The organism is Serinicoccus sp. CUA-874, assembly GCF_001942225.1.
GTDB lineage: Bacteria > Actinomycetota > Actinomycetes > Actinomycetales > Dermatophilaceae > Ornithinicoccus > Ornithinicoccus marinus.
In genome coordinates this window covers 92,776-108,896 of sequence record NZ_MKJZ01000022.1, presented here as the reverse complement: position 1 = coordinate 108,896, position 16,121 = coordinate 92,776, and the positions used below count along the sequence as shown (strand labels likewise).

Sequence of the window (16,121 nt, the reverse complement as noted above, 5' to 3'; positions counted from 1 at the left end):
GCGCGCCCGCATGGAGGACACCTCGGCGGTGCAGCAGTGGCTCACCTGGTGGGGCAACGCGCTGACCGGCGACCTCGGCTACTCCAGCAGCCAGCGCGCCCCGGTGAGCACGGTCGTCGGGCAGCGGCTGCCGTGGACGCTCGGCCTGGTCGCCGCCTCGCTGGTCGTCTCGATCCCGGTCGGGGTGGCGCTCGGCGGCTGGGCGGGCACGCACCCCGGGTCGGTCCTGGACCGGCTCGTCGGCCCCGGGATGCTGGCCGTGCAGGCCTCGCCACCTTTCTGGATCGGGCTCATCGCGGTCTGGGTCTTCGCCGTGGCCCTCGGCTGGCTGCGACCGGGGGAGCGACGTCACCCCAGGCCAGCGGGGTCGAGCCGGGCGACGTCCTGCGGCACGCCGTGCTGCCCGTGCTCGTGCTGGCCCTCGCGCACCTGCCGTGGTTCGTCCTCGTCGTGCGTGACGCCTCCCGGGACGCGCTCGCCGGGGCGCCGGTCCGCGCGGCCTGGGCCCGCGGCATACCCCGGGGCCGGCTGCTGCGCTCGCACGCGGTGCGCCCGGCGCTGCTCCCGCTGGTCACGGTGCTCGGCGTGCGAGTGCCCGAGCTCATCACGGGGGCGGTGCTCGTCGAGACCGTCTTCTCCTGGCCCGGGATCGCGAGCGCGACGGTGGACGCGGCACTGCGGCTCGACTTCGCGCTGCTCGCTGCGCTCACCGTGCTCACGACGGTGCTGGTGGTGCTCGGCAACCTGGCGGCCGACCTCGCCTACCGCTGGGTCGACCCGAGGGTGGGGCAGCGCGATGGCTGAGCCCTGGCGGCCGGTGCGCGACGGAGGCCCCGGGACCGTGGCCAGGGCCGGACGCACCCGCAGCCGCTCGCCGTTCGGCTGGGCCGTCGCGGCCTGCCTGCTCCTGCTCGTCCTGCTCGCGGTCGACCTCGTCGGGGGCACGGGCAGCGCGGACTTCGCCCGGGCCTACCTCCCACCCTCACCCGAGCACCCCTTCGGCACCGACCAGGCGGGGCGCGACCTGCTCGACCGGTCGCTGTCCGGCGCCAGGGTCTCGCTGCTCGTCGGGCTCGTCGCGGCGGCCGTCTCCAGCGTCGTCGGCGTCGTGGTCGGCGCGGCCGCAGGCATGACGGCCGGCCGCGGCGGCGGCTGGCTGGACTCCACGCTCATGCGCCTGGTGGACGCGGTCAACGCGCTGCCGCACCTCGTGCTCGGCATCGTCATCGTCGCCCTGCTCGGACCCTCGCTGTCCAGCGTCGTCATCAGCGTCGCGCTCACCCACTGGACGACCACCGCGCGCCTCGTGCGGGCCGAGCTGCTCGCGCTGGACCGGGCCGGCTTCGTCGAGGCTGCCGTCGGAGCCGGCGCGGGCCGTTGGTGGGTGCTGCGCCAGCACCTCCTCGCGCACGTCATGGGGCGGGTGCTCCTGGCCAGCGTGCTCATGGTGCCGCACGCGATCATGCACGAGTCGGCGCTGAGCTTCCTCGGCCTGGGCCTCCCGGACGACCGGGCCTCGCTCGGCACGATCATCGAGCAGTCCCGTTCCGCCGTGCTCGCCGGGCACTGGTGGCCCGCGGTGCTGCCCGGGCTGCTGCTCGTCGCCCTGAGCCTGCTCGTCTTCGCCGTCGCCGAGCGGCTGCGACCGGCGGGGAGGGGACGGGTATGACCGGCGGCCTGCAGGTGCGCGGGCTCGGCGTCGCCCTGCCGGACGGGGCTGGCGGGGAGCAGGTGGTCCTCGAGGAGGTGGACCTCGACGTGCGCGAGGGCGAGGTCGTCGTGCTGCTGGGGCCCAGCGGCGCCGGCAAGTCGACCCTCGCCTCGGCGCTGCTCGGACTGCTGCCGCCGGGCGCGCTGGTGCGGGGGAGCGCGCGGTGGCACGGTGAGCCCGCCACGGTCGACCTGCTCGACCCGGGCCGCCCCACCCGGGAGCGGCTGCGAGGACGGCTCACGGCCTGGTTGCCGCAGGCCCCGGTCGGCTCGCTCACGCCGGTGCTGACCGTCCGCAGCCACCTGGTCGAGAAGGCCCGGGTGCACGTGCCGCGGCCCGAGGTCGGCGCTGCGGTGGTGGCCACCATGGAGCGGCACGACGTCGACCCGGCGTGGGGCGCGCGGCTGCCCTCGCAGCTCTCCGGGGGGCAGGCGCAGCGGGTCTCCAACGCGCTGTCGCTGCTGGGCGACCCTCGGCTGGTGCTGGCCGACGAGCCGACCACCGGGCTGGACCGGCCACGCGCCGAGGCGGTCGGGGCCGGGCTGGCCCGGCTCGCGCGGGAGGAGGGCCGGGCGGTGCTCGTCGTGACGCACGACCTCACGCTGGCCGAGCAGGTCGCCGACCGGGTCGTCGAGCTCGACGCCGGCCGGACCGCCCCCGCGGGTCCGCCGCAGGAGGTGGTCGCCCGGGTGCGGGGCGCCCGGCACCACGACGCCGGGCGACGTCGGAAGCGCGGCGCGGGGACGGGGCATACCCTCGCCGGTGTCGATCTCACGCTGCGGCGCGGTCGCGGTGTCCTCGTCCGCGAGGGGGTGACGCTGAGCGTCCCCGCCGACCAGGTCACCGGTCTCATGGCGCCCTCGGGCGCGGGCAAGACCACGCTCCTGCGCACCCTGGCGCTGCTGCACCCTCCGGCGGCGGGGCAGGTCGTGCTCGACGGTCGCCCGGTGCGCGGCACCGGTCACGAGGTGCCGGCGAGCGTCCGGCGCCGGATCGCCTACCTGCCGCAGGACCCACGGCAGTCCGTCGACCCGCGGTGGACGCTCGGGCGCGCTGTGGTCGAGCCGCTGGTGCTCGCGGGTATGCCGCACGACCGCGCTGTCGTGGCCGGTCTGCTGGAGCGGGTCGGGCTCGACCCGGCCCTCGCCGGCCGGCGCGCCGACGAGGTCTCCGGCGGCCAGCTGCAGCGGGTCGTCCTGGCCCGGGCGCTCGCGCTGGACGCCGACTACCTGCTGCTGGACGAGCCGACGTCCATGGTCGACGGGGCCACGGCGCGCGACCTGGTGCGCGCCGTGCACACCCACCAGCACCGCTCGGGCTGCGGGGTGCTCGTGGCCTCGCACGACGAGGAACTTCTCCGCACGTGGTGCGACACGGTGGTGACCTGGTAGGACACAATGGCGCCCATGAGCCCCGTTCCGTCCGTGTCCAACTCCATCACCGTCCGGCTGGAGCTGCCGGCCCGGGTCACCGCCGTCTCGGAGATCACGACCGCGGTGGCCGACGTCGGGGGGATGGTGACGGCGGTCGACATCAGCGACTCGGGGACCGAGCGGCTGCAGGCCGACCTGACGATCGCGACCTACGGCACCGATCACGCCGCCGAGGTGGTCGAGGCGGTCAGCGGCGTCGACGGGGTCGAGATCGGACGCGTGAGCGACCGCACCTTCCTGGCGCACCTCGGCGGCAAGCTCGAGGTGACCTCCAAGCTGCCGATCCGCAACCGCGACGACCTGTCCCTCGTCTACACCCCCGGCGTGGCCAAGATCTGCCAGGCGATCGCGGAGAGGCCCGAGGACGCCCGCAGCCTGACCATCAAGCGCAACACCGTCGCCGTCGTCACCGACGGCTCGGCCGTGCTCGGCCTCGGCGACATCGGCCCGCTCGCGGCGATGCCGGTCATGGAGGGCAAGGCCGCGCTCTTCAAGCGGTTCGCCGACATCGACGCCTTCCCGATCTGCCTCGACGCCACCGACGCCGACGAGATCGTGCGGATCGTCAAGGCCCTGGCGCCCGGTTTCGCCGGCATCAACCTCGAGGACATCTCCGCCCCGCGCTGCTTCGCCATCGAGGCCCGGCTGCGCAAGGAGCTCGACATCCCGGTCTTCCACGACGACCAGCACGGCACCGCGATCGTGGCGCTGGCCGCGCTCACCAACGCGCTGCGCGTCGTGGGCAAGGACATCAGCGACGTCAAGATCGTCATGTCCGGCGCCGGGGCGGCCGGCTCGGCGATCATGCGGCTGCTGCTCCGCGCCGGGGCCCGCGACCTCATCGTGACCGACGTCGACGGGATCATCCACCCGCGCCGCGCGGACGTCATGCGCGGCGACAACGGCAACCTCGCCTGGATCGCGAGCCAGACCAACCAGGCCCTGGAGACCGGGACCCTCAAGGACGCGCTCGTGGGCGCCGACGTCTTCATCGGCGTCTCCGCCGGGGGCATCCTCACCGGCGATGACATCGCGCAGATGAACGAGGACGCCGTCGTCTTCGCCATGGCCAACCCGGTCCCCGAGGTGGACCCGGTCGAGGCCGGCCAGCACGCGACGGTCGTCGCGACCGGGCGCAGCGACTTCGCCAACCAGATCAACAACGTGCTCGTCTTCCCCGGCGTCTTCCGCGGCCTGCTCGACGCGCAGAGCGACCACATCGACGACGAGATGCTGCTCGCCGCTGCCACGGCGCTGGCCGACGTGGTGTCCGCCGACGAGCTCAACCCCACCTACATCATCCCGAGCGTCTTCAACCCCAAGGCGACCAAGGCCGTCGCCCAGGCGGTGCAGGCCGCGGCCGAGGCGAGGCTCCAGGGGTCCAGCTGACCTCGCTGGCCCCGGGTCCGCAGCCCGGTCTCGACCTCATCCGGCTATTCGGGTGGGTGGCGCTGCTCGTGGCCCTCCTCGGGCAGGGCTACGGCCTCTATGCCCCGCAGGCCCCCGGGCCGGACGGCATACCGGGCCTGGACAAGGTGGGCCACCTGCTGCTCTTCGGCATCCCGACGCTGCTCGCGTGCTGGCTCCGGGCGCGCTGGCTGGTGCCGGTGCTGGTGGTGCACGCACTCGTCAGCGAGCCGCTGCAGCAGCTGCTCGCCCCGATGCGGCAGGCGGACCCGCTGGACCTGGCCGCCGACCTGCTCGGCATCGCGCTGGCGGTCGGGATCGCCGCGACGGCGAGGCGCCGGTGGGGCCATGATGGGGGCATGGCGACGGCGACCACCGCGGCGGACGCGCGGCAGGGGGAGTCCCGGTGACCACGCCCAGCCCCGAGCTGGCGGTCGGTCAGCTGCTGGTCGCGACCCCGCTGACGGGTGAGCCGTTCGCCGGGTCGGTCGTCCTCGTGCTGCACCACGACGAGGAGGGGGCGCACGGGCTGGTGCTCAACCAGCCGTTGGAGGCCTCCGTCGACGCGGTGCTGCCGGAGTGGCAGCCGTTCGTCACCGAGCCCGGCGTGCTCTTCCGCGGCGGGCCGGTCGGACGCGACACCGCGATGGGGCTGGTGAGCGTGCCCGGCCACGACCCGGGCGACCCGCCGCTGGGCACGCAGCTGCTCTTCGGCGGCATCGGCCTGGTGGACCTCGACGCGCCGGCACCGCTCGTCGTGCCCGAGCTCGGTGCCTTCCGGATCTTCGTCGGCTACAGCGGCTGGTCGGCCGGGCAGCTGGACTCCGAGATCCGGCAGGGGGCCTGGCACGTCGTGCCCCGCGAGCCGCGCGACCCGTTCCGCGAGGAGACCGACGACCTGTGGCGCGACGTGCTGCTGCGCCAGCGCTCGGCCGCGTCCTTCCTCGTGACCTTCACCGAGCACCCCGAGCGCAACTGACCGAGCGTCGCGAGTGGTTGCTCCTGCGCCCACCGGGCGCCGCGTGTGGTTGGCCTTGCACCGACCTGGCGTCGCCCGTGGTTGCTCCTGCACCGACCGAGCGTCGCGTGTGGTTGCCCCTCAGCCCTCGTCGCCGTCTGAGCCGCCGCCGTCCTGCGGCTCACGCAGACCTTCGTAGATCTCCTTGCACTGCGGGCACACAGGGAACTTCTGCGGGTCCCGGCCCGGCACCCACACCTTGCCGCACAGCGCGATCACGGGGTTGCCGCTCAGCGCGGACTCCATGATCTTCTCCTTGCGGACGTAGTGGGAGAAGCGCTCGTGGTCGCCCGGCTCGGACAGGTCGGGCTCGACCCGGGTGTCCTCCCGCTCCAGCACGGCCGTCTGCGTCGACGGGGCGCTGGGGGCCTCCGGGGCGTCGAGGGGCTGGTCCGACATGCGCGTGCTCATGTCCCGATTCTAGGCGTCAGGTCCGTGCCGTGCGCACGGGCGAGGCGGGCGGCATACCACGGCCGGGGTGTCGGGGGACTGAGCCCGAGCCCCGGTGAGTCGGATCCGGAAACGACCTATCCTGGGTCGCCGATGTCCACCTCAGCCGCCTCCCACCTGCCCCCCGCCTACCCCGAGCGCGCCGCCTGGGGCACGGCGGGCAAGTTGCGTGCCTGGCAGGCCGCCGCGCTGGAGGCCTATCTCACCGAGCGGCCCCGCGACTTCCTCGCGGTCGCGACCCCGGGGGCGGGCAAGACGACCTTCGCGCTGCGCGTGGCGACCGAGCTGCTCGACCGCGGCGAGGTGCAGCGCATCTGTGTCGTCGCGCCGACCGAGCACCTCAAGACGCAGTGGGCCGAGGCGGCGGCCAAGGTCGGGATCCGGATCGACCCGCGCTTCGCCAACGCGCAGGGGCGCCACAGCCGGGACTTCGACGGCGTGGCGGTGACGTATGCCGGTGTCGCCAGCAAGCCGCTGCTGCACCGGGCCCGGACCGAGGCCGCGCGGACCTTGGTCATCCTCGACGAGGTCCACCACGGCGGCGACGCGTTGTCCTGGGGCGAGGCGGTGCGGGACGCCTTCGAGCCGGCCACGCGCCGGCTCGCGCTGACCGGCACGCCCTTCCGCTCGGACACGGCCGCGATCCCGTTCGTGCGATACGAGATGGATGCCGAGGGCGTGCTGCGGTCCTCGGCCGACTACACCTACGGGTATGCCGACGCGCTCCGGGACGGCGTCGTGCGCCCGGTGCTGTTCCTCTCCTACGGCGGCACGATGCGGTGGCGGACCAAGGTCGGCGACGAGCTCGAGGCGCGGCTGGGGGAGCCGCTGACGCAGGACGTCACCAAGCAGGCGTGGCGCACCGCGCTGGACCCGGCGGGCGACTGGGTCCCGGCGGTGCTGCGGGCGGCCGACAAGCGGCTCAGCGAGGTGCGCCGGCACGTCGAGGACGCGGGCGGCCTGGTCATCGCTTCCGACCAGCGCTCGGCCCGCGCCTACGCCAAGCAGCTCCGGGAGATCACCGGCCAGGCCGCGACCGTCGTGCTGTCCGACGACGCGGGTGCGTCGGCGCGGATCGAGGAGTTCGCCCAGGGCGACGCGCGGTGGATGGTCGCGGTGCGGATGGTGTCGGAGGGCGTCGACGTGCCACGCCTCGCCGTGGGTGTCTATGCCACGTCCACCTCGACGCCGCTGTTCTTCGCCCAGGCGGTGGGCCGCTTCGTGCGGGCCCGGCGGCGCGGCGAGACCGCGTCGGTCTTCCTGCCCAACGTGCCGTTGCTCCTGGGGCACGCGGGGTCGATGGAGCTGGAGCGCGACCACGCGCTCAACCGGAAGGAGACCGACGAGGACCAGCTGTGGTCCGAGGAGGACGGGCTCGTCGCCGCAGCGCAGGAGGACGAGGGGGCCTCGGACGAGCTGGCCGGCAGCTACGAGGCGATCGGGTCGGACGCGGAGTTCGACCACGTGCTCTTCGACGCCGAGCAGTACGGCCTCGGCGGTATGCCGGGCTCGGAGGACGAGGACGACTACCTCGGTCTGCCCGGGCTCCTGGAGCCGGACCAGGTCGCGACCCTGCTGCGGGAGCGGCAGAAGACGCAGGTCGGCCGGGGTGGCGGGCGCGAGCGCGCGGAGGCGGTCTCGGCGCACCGGGCGCTGGCCGAGCACCGCAAGGAGCTCAACAAGCTCGTCTCGGCATACGCCCAGAAGAAGGGCCAGCCGCACGCCGTCGTCCACGCCGAGCTGCGCCGCGCCTCCGGCGGCCCGGAGCTGGCGACGGCGAGCTCGGAGCAGGTCCGCGACCGGATCGACACCATCCGGCGGTGGTTCGTCGGCCGCCGCTGAGGCAGGCAGACCTGCCGGGGGGGGGGCGGGGAATACCAGGGCTGGAGGGGCGGCATACCAGGACAGGAGCGGGGGCATACCCCGGGCTGTCTCCGCGTTGGGCTCGCACCTGAGCAAGGCTGTGCACCACATGCAGCGTCGAGAAGCCTGCATCAGGTGCACAACCGTGCCCAGGTGAGGGCAGGGACAGGTGCGGTGAGGGCAGGGCGTGGGGCGTGCACAGGTATGCCGGGAGGCACGGCACAGGAGGGGCTGAGGCGGGCGTGGTGATGCGGGCAGGGCCTGCGGCGGGCGTCGTGAGGCCCGTCTCGCCCCAGGAGCCGATAGCGTCGCAGGCATGCGCACCAGACAGCCGGCGCGTGGGGGACTGCCGCCGGGGCCGCGGACCCCGGCGGTGCTCCAGACGATTCAGGCCTTCACCGACCGCCAAGGCACCTTCGAGCGGCACCGCTCCCGCTACGGCGACCCCTTCACCGTGCGGATGCTGCCCGGGCCACAGCACCTCGTGCTCTTCAGCGACCCCGAGGCCATCAAGGAGATCTTCGCCGGCGACCCGGTCGAGCTGAGCGGCGCCCAGGGCAACGAGATGCTGCGCGCCGCGATGGGGGACTGCTCGGTCATGCTCAACGACGGCGAGGCCCATCGCGCCATACGGCGCTATCTCATGCCGGCCTTCTCACCGGCAGCGGTGCGGGCCTACCGTCCGGTCGTCGAGCGCGCGGCCGCGGACGAGGTCGACACCTGGCCGCAGGCGCCTGGCTCCTCGGTCGTCGCCCTGGAGCGGATGAGCCGGGTGACGCTCGCGGTGATGACGCAGGTGGTGCTCGGCGCGAGCGACCCCCGACGGCTGACCGCGCTGCGACCCCGCGTGCTGCGGCTCGTCGAGGTCGACCCGGTCGTCGTCGGGGGCTGGCTCTACCCGCGGCTGCGTGCGCTGCCGCCCTGGCGCGGCCACGCCCGCAACCTCGCGGCGATCGACGAGCTCATCCACGCCGAGGTCCAGCAGCGCCGGGCCGGCGCCGCCCGCGAGCCGGCGGACCTTCTCGACCAGCTGCTCGCCGTCGGCTCCGACCACGACGACGAGCGCGAGCCGCTGGGCACCCACGAGATCCGGGACCAGGTCGTGACGCTGCTGCTCGGCCTCGACCCTGGCCTGGACGTTGCACGAGCTCGGCCGCGACGACCAGGCCCGGGCCCGTGCCCGCCGGGCGGCGCAGGAGGGTGACGAGGAGCACCTGGAGGCCTGCGTCAAGGAGGCGATGCGGCTGCACCCGATCATCGACTACGTCGCCCGCACCCTGCGCAGCGACCAGCGGATCGGCGGGGTCGACCTCCCCGCCGGCGCGACCGCCGCCCCGGCGATCCTGCTCGCGCACCACGACCCCGACGCCTTCCCGGAGCCGGACGCGTTCCGGCCCGAGCGCTTCCTCGGCGGAGGTCCCGCAGCGCACACCTTCATCCCGTTCGGCGGTGGCGTCCGCCGGTGCGTCGGCGCGGTCTTCGCGCTCATGGAGGGCGTGGTCGTCCTGCGCGAGGTCCTCACCCGCGTGGACGTCGTCGCGGATGCCTCGGCGCGCACCCGGCTGCGCAACATCACCAACGTCCCGGGCGACGGCGCCCCGCTGCGGGTATGCCCGCTGCCCGGCTGACCGCCGCGCAGGCACGGAGCATGCGCCGCACCGACCCGGTCACCTAGGGTCGGAGCATGCCGGAGACGCCGCAGGAGTGGTTCGCACGGGTCAGCGCGGCGATCGAGCGTCACGGCTACCGCGAGAGCGACCTGCAGCAGTGGAGCTCGTGGCCGTGGACCGGCTCCCTCACCCCCAAGCCGCTCGAGCCTCCGGTCGACGTCGAGCCGGACCGGCGCGGCGCCGGGGGCCAGGACTGCCTCGTCTGCGACGCGGCGCGCAGCCTCGACCCGGGCTACATCATCTGGCACGACGAGCTGTTCCTCCTGGGTCTGCCGCACGAGCCGCGCGGCCTGCCCTTCGCGCTCTTCCTCATGCCCCGTCGGCACGCCGAGCTCGCCGACCTCACTCCGCAGGAGGCCGCCCGGCAGGGCGAGCTCCTCAGCGTGGTGGACGCCGCCGCCCAGCAGGTGCTCGGCATACCCCGGATCCAGGTGGCGCTGTGGGGCGACGGGGCCGAGCACCTGCACTGGTGGCTGTATGCCCGGCCGACCGGGATGCTGCAGCTGCGCGGCACCTTCCTGTCCCACTGGGACGACCTGCTGCCGCCGGTGCCCGCCGACCAGTTCCGCGCCGACCAGGTGCTCGTCGCCCACGAGGTGGCCCGCCGGGCCGGCGGAGAAGGGGTGCCGGAGTAGGTCACCTGCGCGGCTAGTCTGGCCGCCATGAGTCAGCAGGCAGGGTGGTACGACGACCCGCAGGACGAGCAGAACCTCCGCTACTGGGACGGCGTGCAGTGGACCTCGCACACCGCGCCGAAGCAGAAACCCAACCTCGCCCAGGCGGGGCAGTCGCTCCAGCAGACGCAGCAGCCGGGTGGGAGCGACCAGGCCCAGGGTGGCTACGGGCAGCAGGGCTGGGGTCAGGGCGGCTCCGGCCAGCAGGGCTGGGGCCAGCACGGCCAGTCGCCCTGGGGCCAGCAGGGCCCCGGCCAGCAGGGATATCAGCAGCCGAACCCCTACGCCGGGCAGACCGGCCAGCAGCCCTACCAGGGCGAGTGGCAGGGTGGCCCGGTGCCTGGCGGCTACCGCCCCGACCCGCGCACGATCACGCCGGACGGCCAGCCGCTGGCCGGCTGGTGGCACCGCGTCGGCGCCCGGCTCATCGACGCGTTGCTCTGGCTCGGGCTCGTCACGGTGCTCGTCGCCGTGACCGCCGACCCCGAGCTCACCGCCGCGCTGCAGGACTACGCCGGCGACCCCGACCCCACCGGCGCCATGCCCGTGGTCCTGGAGGACTGGCTGCTGCGCATCGGGCTGATCAGCGCCCTCCTCGGCGTCGCCTACGAGGTGCTCATGGTGAAGTTCTTCGGCGGCACCGTCGGCAAGCTGCTCACCGGCCTGCGGGTGCGGCTGCGCGACCAGCCGGGGCTGCCCACGTGGGGCGCCACGCTGCTGCGCTCGGCGGTCTACCAGGGACCCAACCTGCTGGGTTCGCTCGTGCCGATCCTCGGCTCGCTCGGCCTCTTCACGCTGCTCGACGTGCTCTGGCCGCTGTGGGACAAGAACAGGCAGGCGCTGCACGACAAGGCCGCGCGCACCAACGTCGTCCGCTCGCGCTGAGCGGGCACGACAGCCCCGTGGCATCATCGGCGGTATGCCCCGCGCCCTGATCGTCGTCGACGTCCAGCACGACTTCTGCGAGGGCGGCTCGCTGCCCGTGACCGGGGGCACCGCCGTCGCCGCCCGGATCAGCGAGCACGTCGCCGCCCACGCGGGGCGGTATGCCGCCGTCGTCGCCACCGCCGACTGGCACGTCGACCCCGGTGACCACTGGGCGACCGACGGGGAGCCGGACTTCGTGGACTCCTGGCCGGTGCACTGCGAGGTCGGGACCGAGGGCGCGGACTTCCGCCCCGAGCTGGCCGGCGCGCTGGAGCACGTCCAGGCGGTCTTCCGCAAGGGCGAGCACGAGGCGGCCTACTCCGGCTTCGAGGGCAGCACCGACGTCGACGGGCGCGAGGTCGGCCTCGCTGACTGGTTGGGGGAGCGGGGCATCGACGAGGTCGAGGTCTGCGGCCTCGCCACCGACCACTGCGTCCGCGCGACGGCCCTGGACGCCCGGCGCGAGGGGCTGGCGACGACCGTCCTGCTCGACCTGTGCGCCGGGGTCGCCCCGGAGACCACGGACGCGTTGCTGACCCAGCTGCGCGAGGCCGGGGTGGAGATCGGCTGACCGGTCGTGCGGCGCAGCCCCGGTCCTCTCGGTCGTCGGCGACGAGTGGCGCGGCTCCTCGGGTGACATCACCGGGCCGGTCTCCCGCTCGACCCCGGCCTCGTCCAGGAGCGCGCAGGCCTCGTCGAGCGCCGTCACCGCTCAGCTCCAGTTGTCGAGATAGGTCGTCGGCAGCGCGGGGTCGCCGTGCGACATCCGCAGCGCGCTCTGCGGGAGCTCGGCGCGGGCCATCTCGTGGTGGGCCCGCGCGGTCTGCACGTCGGTCGGCGCGACGACCTCGCCGCCCTCGACGAGCGGCACGAGCAGCGAGCGGTCGTCGCCGTCGTCGTCGGGGTGCTCGTGGATGCCGACGATCTCCTCGGTGGCGAGCCCGGCGGCGGAGCGGCGGCGCAGGGCATACTTGCGCCCGCCCACGCTGGCCTTGTCCTTGCTCGCCTTCGCCACGCCCTCCATCTGACCGGCGCCGTTCTCCCGGCTGACGAGCTTGTAGACCATGCCCGCCGCGGGGTGGCCCGAGCCGGTGACGACCTTGGTGCCCACGCCGTAGGCGTCCACCGGGGCGGCCTGCAGCGCGGCGATCGCGTGCTCGTCCAGGTCGCTGGTGACCACGATGCGGGTGCCGGTCGCGCCGAGGGCGTCCAGCTGGGCGCGCACCTCGAAGGCCTGGCTCACCAGGTCGCCGGAGTCCAGCCGGACCCCGCCGAGCCGCGCCCCGGCCAGCTCGACCGCGAGCTCGACCGCGCCGGTGACGTCGTAGGTGTCGACGAGCAGGGTGGTCGACAGGCCCAGGCTCTCCAGCTGGGTGGCGAAGGCCTGCCGCTCGTCGTCGTGCAGCAACGTGTAGGAGTGCGCGGCGGTGCCCATCGTCGGGATGCCGTGCCGCCGGCCCGCCTCGAGGTTGGAGGTGGAGGCGAAGCCCGCGAGGTAGGCCGCGCGCGCCGCCGCGACCGCCGACTGCTCATGGGTGCGCCGGCTGCCCATCTCGATGCAGGGGCGGCCGTGCGCCACCGCCGTCATCCGCGAGGCGGCCGAGGCCACGGCCGAGTCGTGGTTGAGGATCGACAGGAAGAGCGTCTCCAGCACGACGCCCTCGGCGAAGGTCGACTCGACCACGAGCAGCGGCGAGCCGGGCACGTAGACCTCACCCTCGGCATACCCCCAGACGTCGCCGGTGAAGCGGTAGTCGGCCAGCCAGTCCAGGGTCGGGCGGTCGACGACCTGCTGCTCGGCGAGGAAGGCGATCTCCTCCTCGCCGAACCGGAAATCGCGCAGCGCCTCCAGCGCCCGGCCGGTGCCGGCGACGACGCCGTAGCGCCGGCCGTCGGGGAGGCGGCGCGCGAAGGCCTCGAAGACGCAGCGCCGGTCGCGTGGCCGCTGGCCAGCGCCGCCTGGATCATCGTCAGCTCGTAGTGGTCGGTCAGCAGGGCGGTGCTCGTGCTCACCCCCGCAGCCTAGGGTGGGGTCGTGCCGATCGACACCCCCAGCCCGCCGGCCCCGCCGGCCGACCCGCAGACCACGCCGCAGGAGCAGGGCGGTGTCGCGGTCCTCGACCGCCCCGAGGCGGACACCCCGTGGATCACGCTGGTGTGGAACGACCCGGTCAACCTCATGAACTACGTCACCTGGGTCTTCCAGACGCACTTCGGCTACAGCAGGAGCAAGGCGGAGAAGCTCATGATGGACGTGCACACGCAGGGTCGCGCGGTGGTCTCGACCGGGTCCCGCGAGAAGATGGAGGCCGACACCGAGGCCATGCACGGCTACGGGCTGTGGGCCACCTTCCAGAAGGACGACTGAGGTATGGCGCGCGCGTTCCGTCGTCGGGGTGACCGGCTGGTGGGGACCTTCGAGGCCGAGGAGATCGCCGTGGTGGTCCACGTGCTCCGGCTGACCCGTGACTTCGTCGCGCCGGAGCGGCCGGACACCGGGGACCCCTTCCTCGACCTGGTCGCCGGGCTCGGGGACGAGGTGGACCCGGAGGAGCCGAGCGACCCGGCGCTGCGCCGGCTGCTGCCGCCGGCCTCGCGGGACGACGACGAGCAGGCCAGCGAGTTCCGGCGGCTCACCGAGCACGGGCTGCGCCAGCGCAAGGCCGCCACGCTGTCCACCGCGATCGCGGCGCTGGAGGCTGCCCAGCCGCCGCGGCTCGAGCTGGACCCGGAGCAGGGTCGGGCGCTCGCGGTGGCGCTCACCGACGCCCGGCTCATCCTGGGCGAGCGGCTCGGGCTGCGCACCGACGAGGACTCCGAGCGGCTGCACGAGGAGCTGGAGGAGGCGCTCGCCGGCAGGAGTGAGCTGGACCCGGCCCTGGCCCAGAAGATGGCCTACTACGACTTCCTCTCCTGGATGCAGGAGTCGGTGACGCTGGCGCTCATGGCGCGCTGAGGCATACCTCGTCGGCGTGCCTCACCGACCCCTGGCTGGAAGTAGGCTGGCGCGCATCATGACGACCACGCACTCCGCCCCCGTGTCCAGCACCGAGCACGACGAGGCGACTGGCGCCGACGTCCGGGTCCGCTTCTGCCCCAGCCCGACGGGGACGCCGCACGTGGGCCTGGCCCGCACGGCGCTGTTCAACTGGGCCTTCGCGCGGCACCACGGCGGCACCCTCGTCTTCCGGGTCGAGGACACCGACGCCGCGCGCGACTCCGAGGAGTCCATGGCGCAGATCGTCGACGCGCTGGACTGGCTCGGCCTGGACTACGACGAGGGGCCGGGGGTGGGCGGCCCCTACGGCCCCTACCGGCAGAGCGAGCGCGCCGACCTGCACGCCGACGTCGCCCGCCGGCTGCTGGAGGCCGGGCTGGCCTACGAGTCCTTCAGCACCCCGGAGGAGGTCGAGGCGCGCCACCGCGCCGCCGGTCGCGACCCCAAGCTCGGCTACGACAACCACGACCGCGAGCTGAGCGCGGAGCAGAAGCAGGCATACCGTGACGAGGGGCGCGAGCCGGTGCTGCGGCTGCGGATGCCGGAGGAGGACATCACCTTCACCGACCTCGTGCGGGGCGAGGTGACCTTCGGGGCCGGCTCGGTGCCGGACTTCGTCATCGTGCGCGGCAACGGCCAGCCGCTCTACACCCTCGTCAACCCGGTCGACGACGCGATGATGCGGATCACCCACGTCATCCGTGGCGAGGACCTGCTCTCCTCCACCCCGCGGCAGATCGCGCTCTACCGCGCCCTCGTCGAGATCGGGGTCGCCGAGCAGGTGCCGACCTTCGCCCACCTGCCGCTCGTGCTGGGGGAGGGCAGCAAGAAGCTGTCCAAGCGCGACCCCGAGTCCAACCTCTTCCTGCACCGCGAGCGCGGCTTCGTCCGGGAGGGGATGATCAACTACCTCGCGCTGCTGGGCTGGTCGATCGGGCCGGACCGCGACATCTTCGACCCCGAGCACCTCGTCGAGGCCTTCGACGTCCGAGACGTCAACCCCAACCCGGCGCGGTGGGACCAGAAGAAGGCCGAGTCGCTCAACGGCGACCACCTGCGCCGGCTCCCGCTCGCCGAGTTCACCTCCCGGCTGCTCCCGGTGCTGCGCGAGGCCGGGGTGCTGGGGGAGCAGTCCGGTATGGGTGAGCTGGCCCGGCTGCAGGCGGTCGCGACCTCATCCAGACGCGGATCCAGGTGCTCTCCGAGGCGGTGCCCATGGTGCGGCCGTTCTACGTGAGCGGCGAGGAGCTGGAGATCGCCGACGACGCGCGCGGCCAGCTCAAGGACGACGCGGGTGCCGTCCTCGACGCGGCGATGGCCGCCCTGGAGCCGATCTCGGGCGCCGCCCCGCAGCCACTCGGCGGTGGGGTGGAGTGGACCCACGACCGGATCGAGGCGGCGCTGCGCGAGGCGCTGGTGGACGGGATGGGCCTCAAGCCGCGCTTCGCCTTCGGGCCGCTGCGGACCGCCGTCTCCGGGCAGCGGATCAGCCCGCCGCTCTTCGAGTCGATGGAGATCCTGGGCAAGCAGGAGACGCTGGACCGGCTCGCCCGGCTGCGCGCGTCGCTCTGACCCGCGCGGTTGCGCCAGATTTGGGTGGGGTGCGCCGGGCGCGGTAGAGTTGATGCTCGGTTCGCCGCGCTTCCCGGTTCGTGGGACAGGGCGGAGACACCCCCTTGGGGTATGGTGTAATTGGCAACACGGCTGATTCTGGTTCAGTTGTTCTAGGTTCGAGTCCTGGTACCCCAGCGCGATGACGGAGCCCAGCTCCGGATTTCGTGGAGACGTGCCCGCTCGGGTAGTCTCTCCCCTCGGCGCCGAGCGCGCCGGACACGGCCCCGTTGTGTAGCGGCCTAGCACGCCGCCCTCTCAAGGCGGTAGCGCGGGTTCGAATCCCGTCGGGGCTACCCGTGTCGAACGGCCCTCACCGCAGCAGCGGTGGGGGCCGTTCGCCTGCGTGCGGGGGAAGG

14 protein-coding genes, 2 tRNA genes and 3 pseudogenes are annotated in these 16,121 nt (G+C 73.9%); 16 read left to right on the top strand and 3 right to left on the bottom strand.

What is annotated here, in order from left to right:
• Positions 1-78: 78 nt before the first annotated feature.
• Positions 79-294 carry a hypothetical protein gene (locus tag BJF80_RS19230; RefSeq protein WP_202817165.1) on the bottom strand — a complete coding sequence of 72 codons (216 nt, stop codon included), beginning with the start codon at positions 292-294 and terminating at the stop codon, positions 79-81.
• On the opposite strand from BJF80_RS19230, the gene BJF80_RS19225 reads away from it, so the two are divergent.
• Genes BJF80_RS19225 through BJF80_RS07270 form a run of 6 tightly spaced genes read left to right on the top strand, consistent with a single transcriptional unit; the run spans position 199 to position 5,530 of the window.
• Complete coding sequence (locus BJF80_RS19225) at positions 199-804, top strand: ABC transporter permease subunit (RefSeq protein WP_269087384.1); 606 nt, start codon at positions 199-201, stop codon at positions 802-804. The genes BJF80_RS19230 and BJF80_RS19225 overlap by 96 nt on opposite strands.
• The gene (locus BJF80_RS07290; protein ID WP_075812551.1) at positions 797-1,669 is read left to right on the top strand and encodes an ABC transporter permease; all 873 of its coding nucleotides are present in this window, start codon (positions 797-799) and stop codon (positions 1,667-1,669) included. Before BJF80_RS19225 ends, BJF80_RS07290 begins: the two co-directional genes overlap by 8 nt.
• On the top strand, positions 1,666-3,102 hold the full coding sequence (locus BJF80_RS07285) for an ABC transporter ATP-binding protein (protein ID WP_075812549.1): 1,437 nt from the start codon (positions 1,666-1,668) through the stop codon (positions 3,100-3,102). The genes BJF80_RS07290 and BJF80_RS07285 overlap by 4 nt, the downstream gene beginning before the upstream one ends.
• 15 nt (positions 3,103-3,117) lie before the next feature.
• Complete coding sequence (locus BJF80_RS07280; RefSeq protein ID WP_075812547.1) at positions 3,118-4,533, top strand: NAD-dependent malic enzyme; 1,416 nt, start codon at positions 3,118-3,120, stop codon at positions 4,531-4,533.
• A 56-nt stretch (positions 4,534-4,589) separates the two neighbouring features.
• Positions 4,590-4,961, top strand: a complete 372-nt coding sequence (locus BJF80_RS07275) for a VanZ family protein (protein WP_075812545.1) — start codon at positions 4,590-4,592, stop codon at positions 4,959-4,961.
• Positions 4,958-5,530 (top strand): YqgE/AlgH family protein, encoded by a 573-nt coding sequence (locus tag BJF80_RS07270; protein WP_075812543.1) that lies wholly within the window; start codon positions 4,958-4,960, stop codon positions 5,528-5,530. The genes BJF80_RS07275 and BJF80_RS07270 overlap by 4 nt, the downstream gene beginning before the upstream one ends.
• Before the next feature lie 120 nt (positions 5,531-5,650).
• On the opposite strand, the gene BJF80_RS07265 is transcribed toward BJF80_RS07270, so the two are convergent.
• Positions 5,651-5,980 carry a DUF3039 domain-containing protein gene (locus tag BJF80_RS07265; RefSeq protein ID WP_143553803.1) on the bottom strand — a complete coding sequence of 110 codons (330 nt, stop codon included), beginning with the start codon at positions 5,978-5,980 and terminating at the stop codon, positions 5,651-5,653.
• Between the two features lie 132 nt (positions 5,981-6,112).
• Here BJF80_RS07265 and BJF80_RS07260 point away from each other — a divergent pair, with 132 nt between their 5' ends.
• The 5 genes and pseudogenes from BJF80_RS07260 (at position 6,113) to BJF80_RS07240 (ending at position 11,724) form a co-directional block, all read left to right on the top strand.
• A complete protein-coding gene (locus BJF80_RS07260) occupies positions 6,113-7,861 on the top strand; it encodes a DEAD/DEAH box helicase (RefSeq protein ID WP_075812541.1) in 1,749 nt (582 codons plus the stop codon).
• A gap of 337 nt (positions 7,862-8,198) precedes the next feature.
• Positions 8,199-9,510 (top strand): annotated as a pseudogene (locus BJF80_RS07255) (cytochrome P450).
• Between the two features lie 56 nt (positions 9,511-9,566).
• On the top strand, positions 9,567-10,187 hold the full coding sequence (locus tag BJF80_RS07250; protein WP_083673514.1) for an HIT family protein: 621 nt from the start codon (positions 9,567-9,569) through the stop codon (positions 10,185-10,187).
• A gap of 27 nt (positions 10,188-10,214) precedes the next feature.
• Positions 10,215-11,111, top strand: coding sequence for an RDD family protein (locus BJF80_RS19935; protein ID WP_075812539.1), 897 nt, complete (start codon positions 10,215-10,217; stop codon positions 11,109-11,111).
• Positions 11,112-11,145: 34 nt separating this feature from the next.
• Positions 11,146-11,724, top strand: a complete 579-nt coding sequence (locus BJF80_RS07240; RefSeq protein WP_075812537.1) for an isochorismatase family protein — start codon at positions 11,146-11,148, stop codon at positions 11,722-11,724.
• A 141-nt stretch (positions 11,725-11,865) separates the two neighbouring features.
• Here BJF80_RS07240 and BJF80_RS07235 read toward each other — a convergent pair.
• Positions 11,866-13,121: pseudogene (locus BJF80_RS07235) on the bottom strand (nicotinate phosphoribosyltransferase).
• A gap of 67 nt (positions 13,122-13,188) precedes the next feature.
• Between BJF80_RS07235 and clpS the strand changes: the two are divergent.
• The 5 genes and pseudogenes from clpS to BJF80_RS07210 all read left to right on the top strand — a co-directional run bounded on the left by clpS (position 13,189) and on the right by BJF80_RS07210 (position 16,058).
• Positions 13,189-13,521 (top strand): ATP-dependent Clp protease adapter ClpS, encoded by a 333-nt coding sequence (gene clpS, locus BJF80_RS07230; protein WP_022926155.1) that lies wholly within the window; start codon positions 13,189-13,191, stop codon positions 13,519-13,521.
• A 3-nt stretch (positions 13,522-13,524) separates the two neighbouring features.
• Positions 13,525-14,109: a DUF2017 family protein gene (locus tag BJF80_RS07225; RefSeq protein ID WP_075812535.1), complete on the top strand. Its 585-nt coding sequence runs from the start codon at positions 13,525-13,527 to the stop codon at positions 14,107-14,109.
• A 58-nt stretch (positions 14,110-14,167) separates the two neighbouring features.
• Positions 14,168-15,723: pseudogene (gene gltX / locus BJF80_RS07220) on the top strand (glutamate--tRNA ligase).
• Positions 15,724-15,828: 105 nt separating this feature from the next.
• A tRNA-Gln gene (locus tag BJF80_RS07215) sits at positions 15,829-15,900 on the top strand.
• Positions 15,901-15,985: 85 nt separating this feature from the next.
• Positions 15,986-16,058, top strand: a tRNA-Glu gene (locus BJF80_RS07210).
• Positions 16,059-16,121 lie beyond the last annotated feature (63 nt).

Bases quoted from the DNA above. Each gene is read 5' to 3' on its own strand.
- BJF80_RS19230 (WP_202817165.1), bottom strand. From the start codon at position 294: ATGAGCCCGATCCAGAAAGGTGGCGAGGCCTGCACGGCCAGCATCCCG.
- BJF80_RS07290 (WP_075812551.1), top strand. From the start codon at position 797: ATGGCTGAGCCCTGGCGGCCGGTGCGCGACGGAGGCCCCGGGACCGTG.
- BJF80_RS07285 (WP_075812549.1), top strand. From the start codon at position 1,666: ATGACCGGCGGCCTGCAGGTGCGCGGGCTCGGCGTCGCCCTGCCGGAC.
- BJF80_RS07280 (WP_075812547.1), top strand. From the start codon at position 3,118: ATGAGCCCCGTTCCGTCCGTGTCCAACTCCATCACCGTCCGGCTGGAG.
- BJF80_RS07265 (WP_143553803.1), bottom strand. From the start codon at position 5,980: ATGAGCACGCGCATGTCGGACCAGCCCCTCGACGCCCCGGAGGCCCCC.
- BJF80_RS07260 (WP_075812541.1), top strand. From the start codon at position 6,113: ATGTCCACCTCAGCCGCCTCCCACCTGCCCCCCGCCTACCCCGAGCGC.
- BJF80_RS07250 (WP_083673514.1), top strand. From the start codon at position 9,567: ATGCCGGAGACGCCGCAGGAGTGGTTCGCACGGGTCAGCGCGGCGATC.
- BJF80_RS19935 (WP_075812539.1), top strand. From the start codon at position 10,215: ATGAGTCAGCAGGCAGGGTGGTACGACGACCCGCAGGACGAGCAGAAC.
- BJF80_RS07240 (WP_075812537.1), top strand. From the start codon at position 11,146: ATGCCCCGCGCCCTGATCGTCGTCGACGTCCAGCACGACTTCTGCGAG.
- BJF80_RS07225 (WP_075812535.1), top strand. From the start codon at position 13,525: ATGGCGCGCGCGTTCCGTCGTCGGGGTGACCGGCTGGTGGGGACCTTC.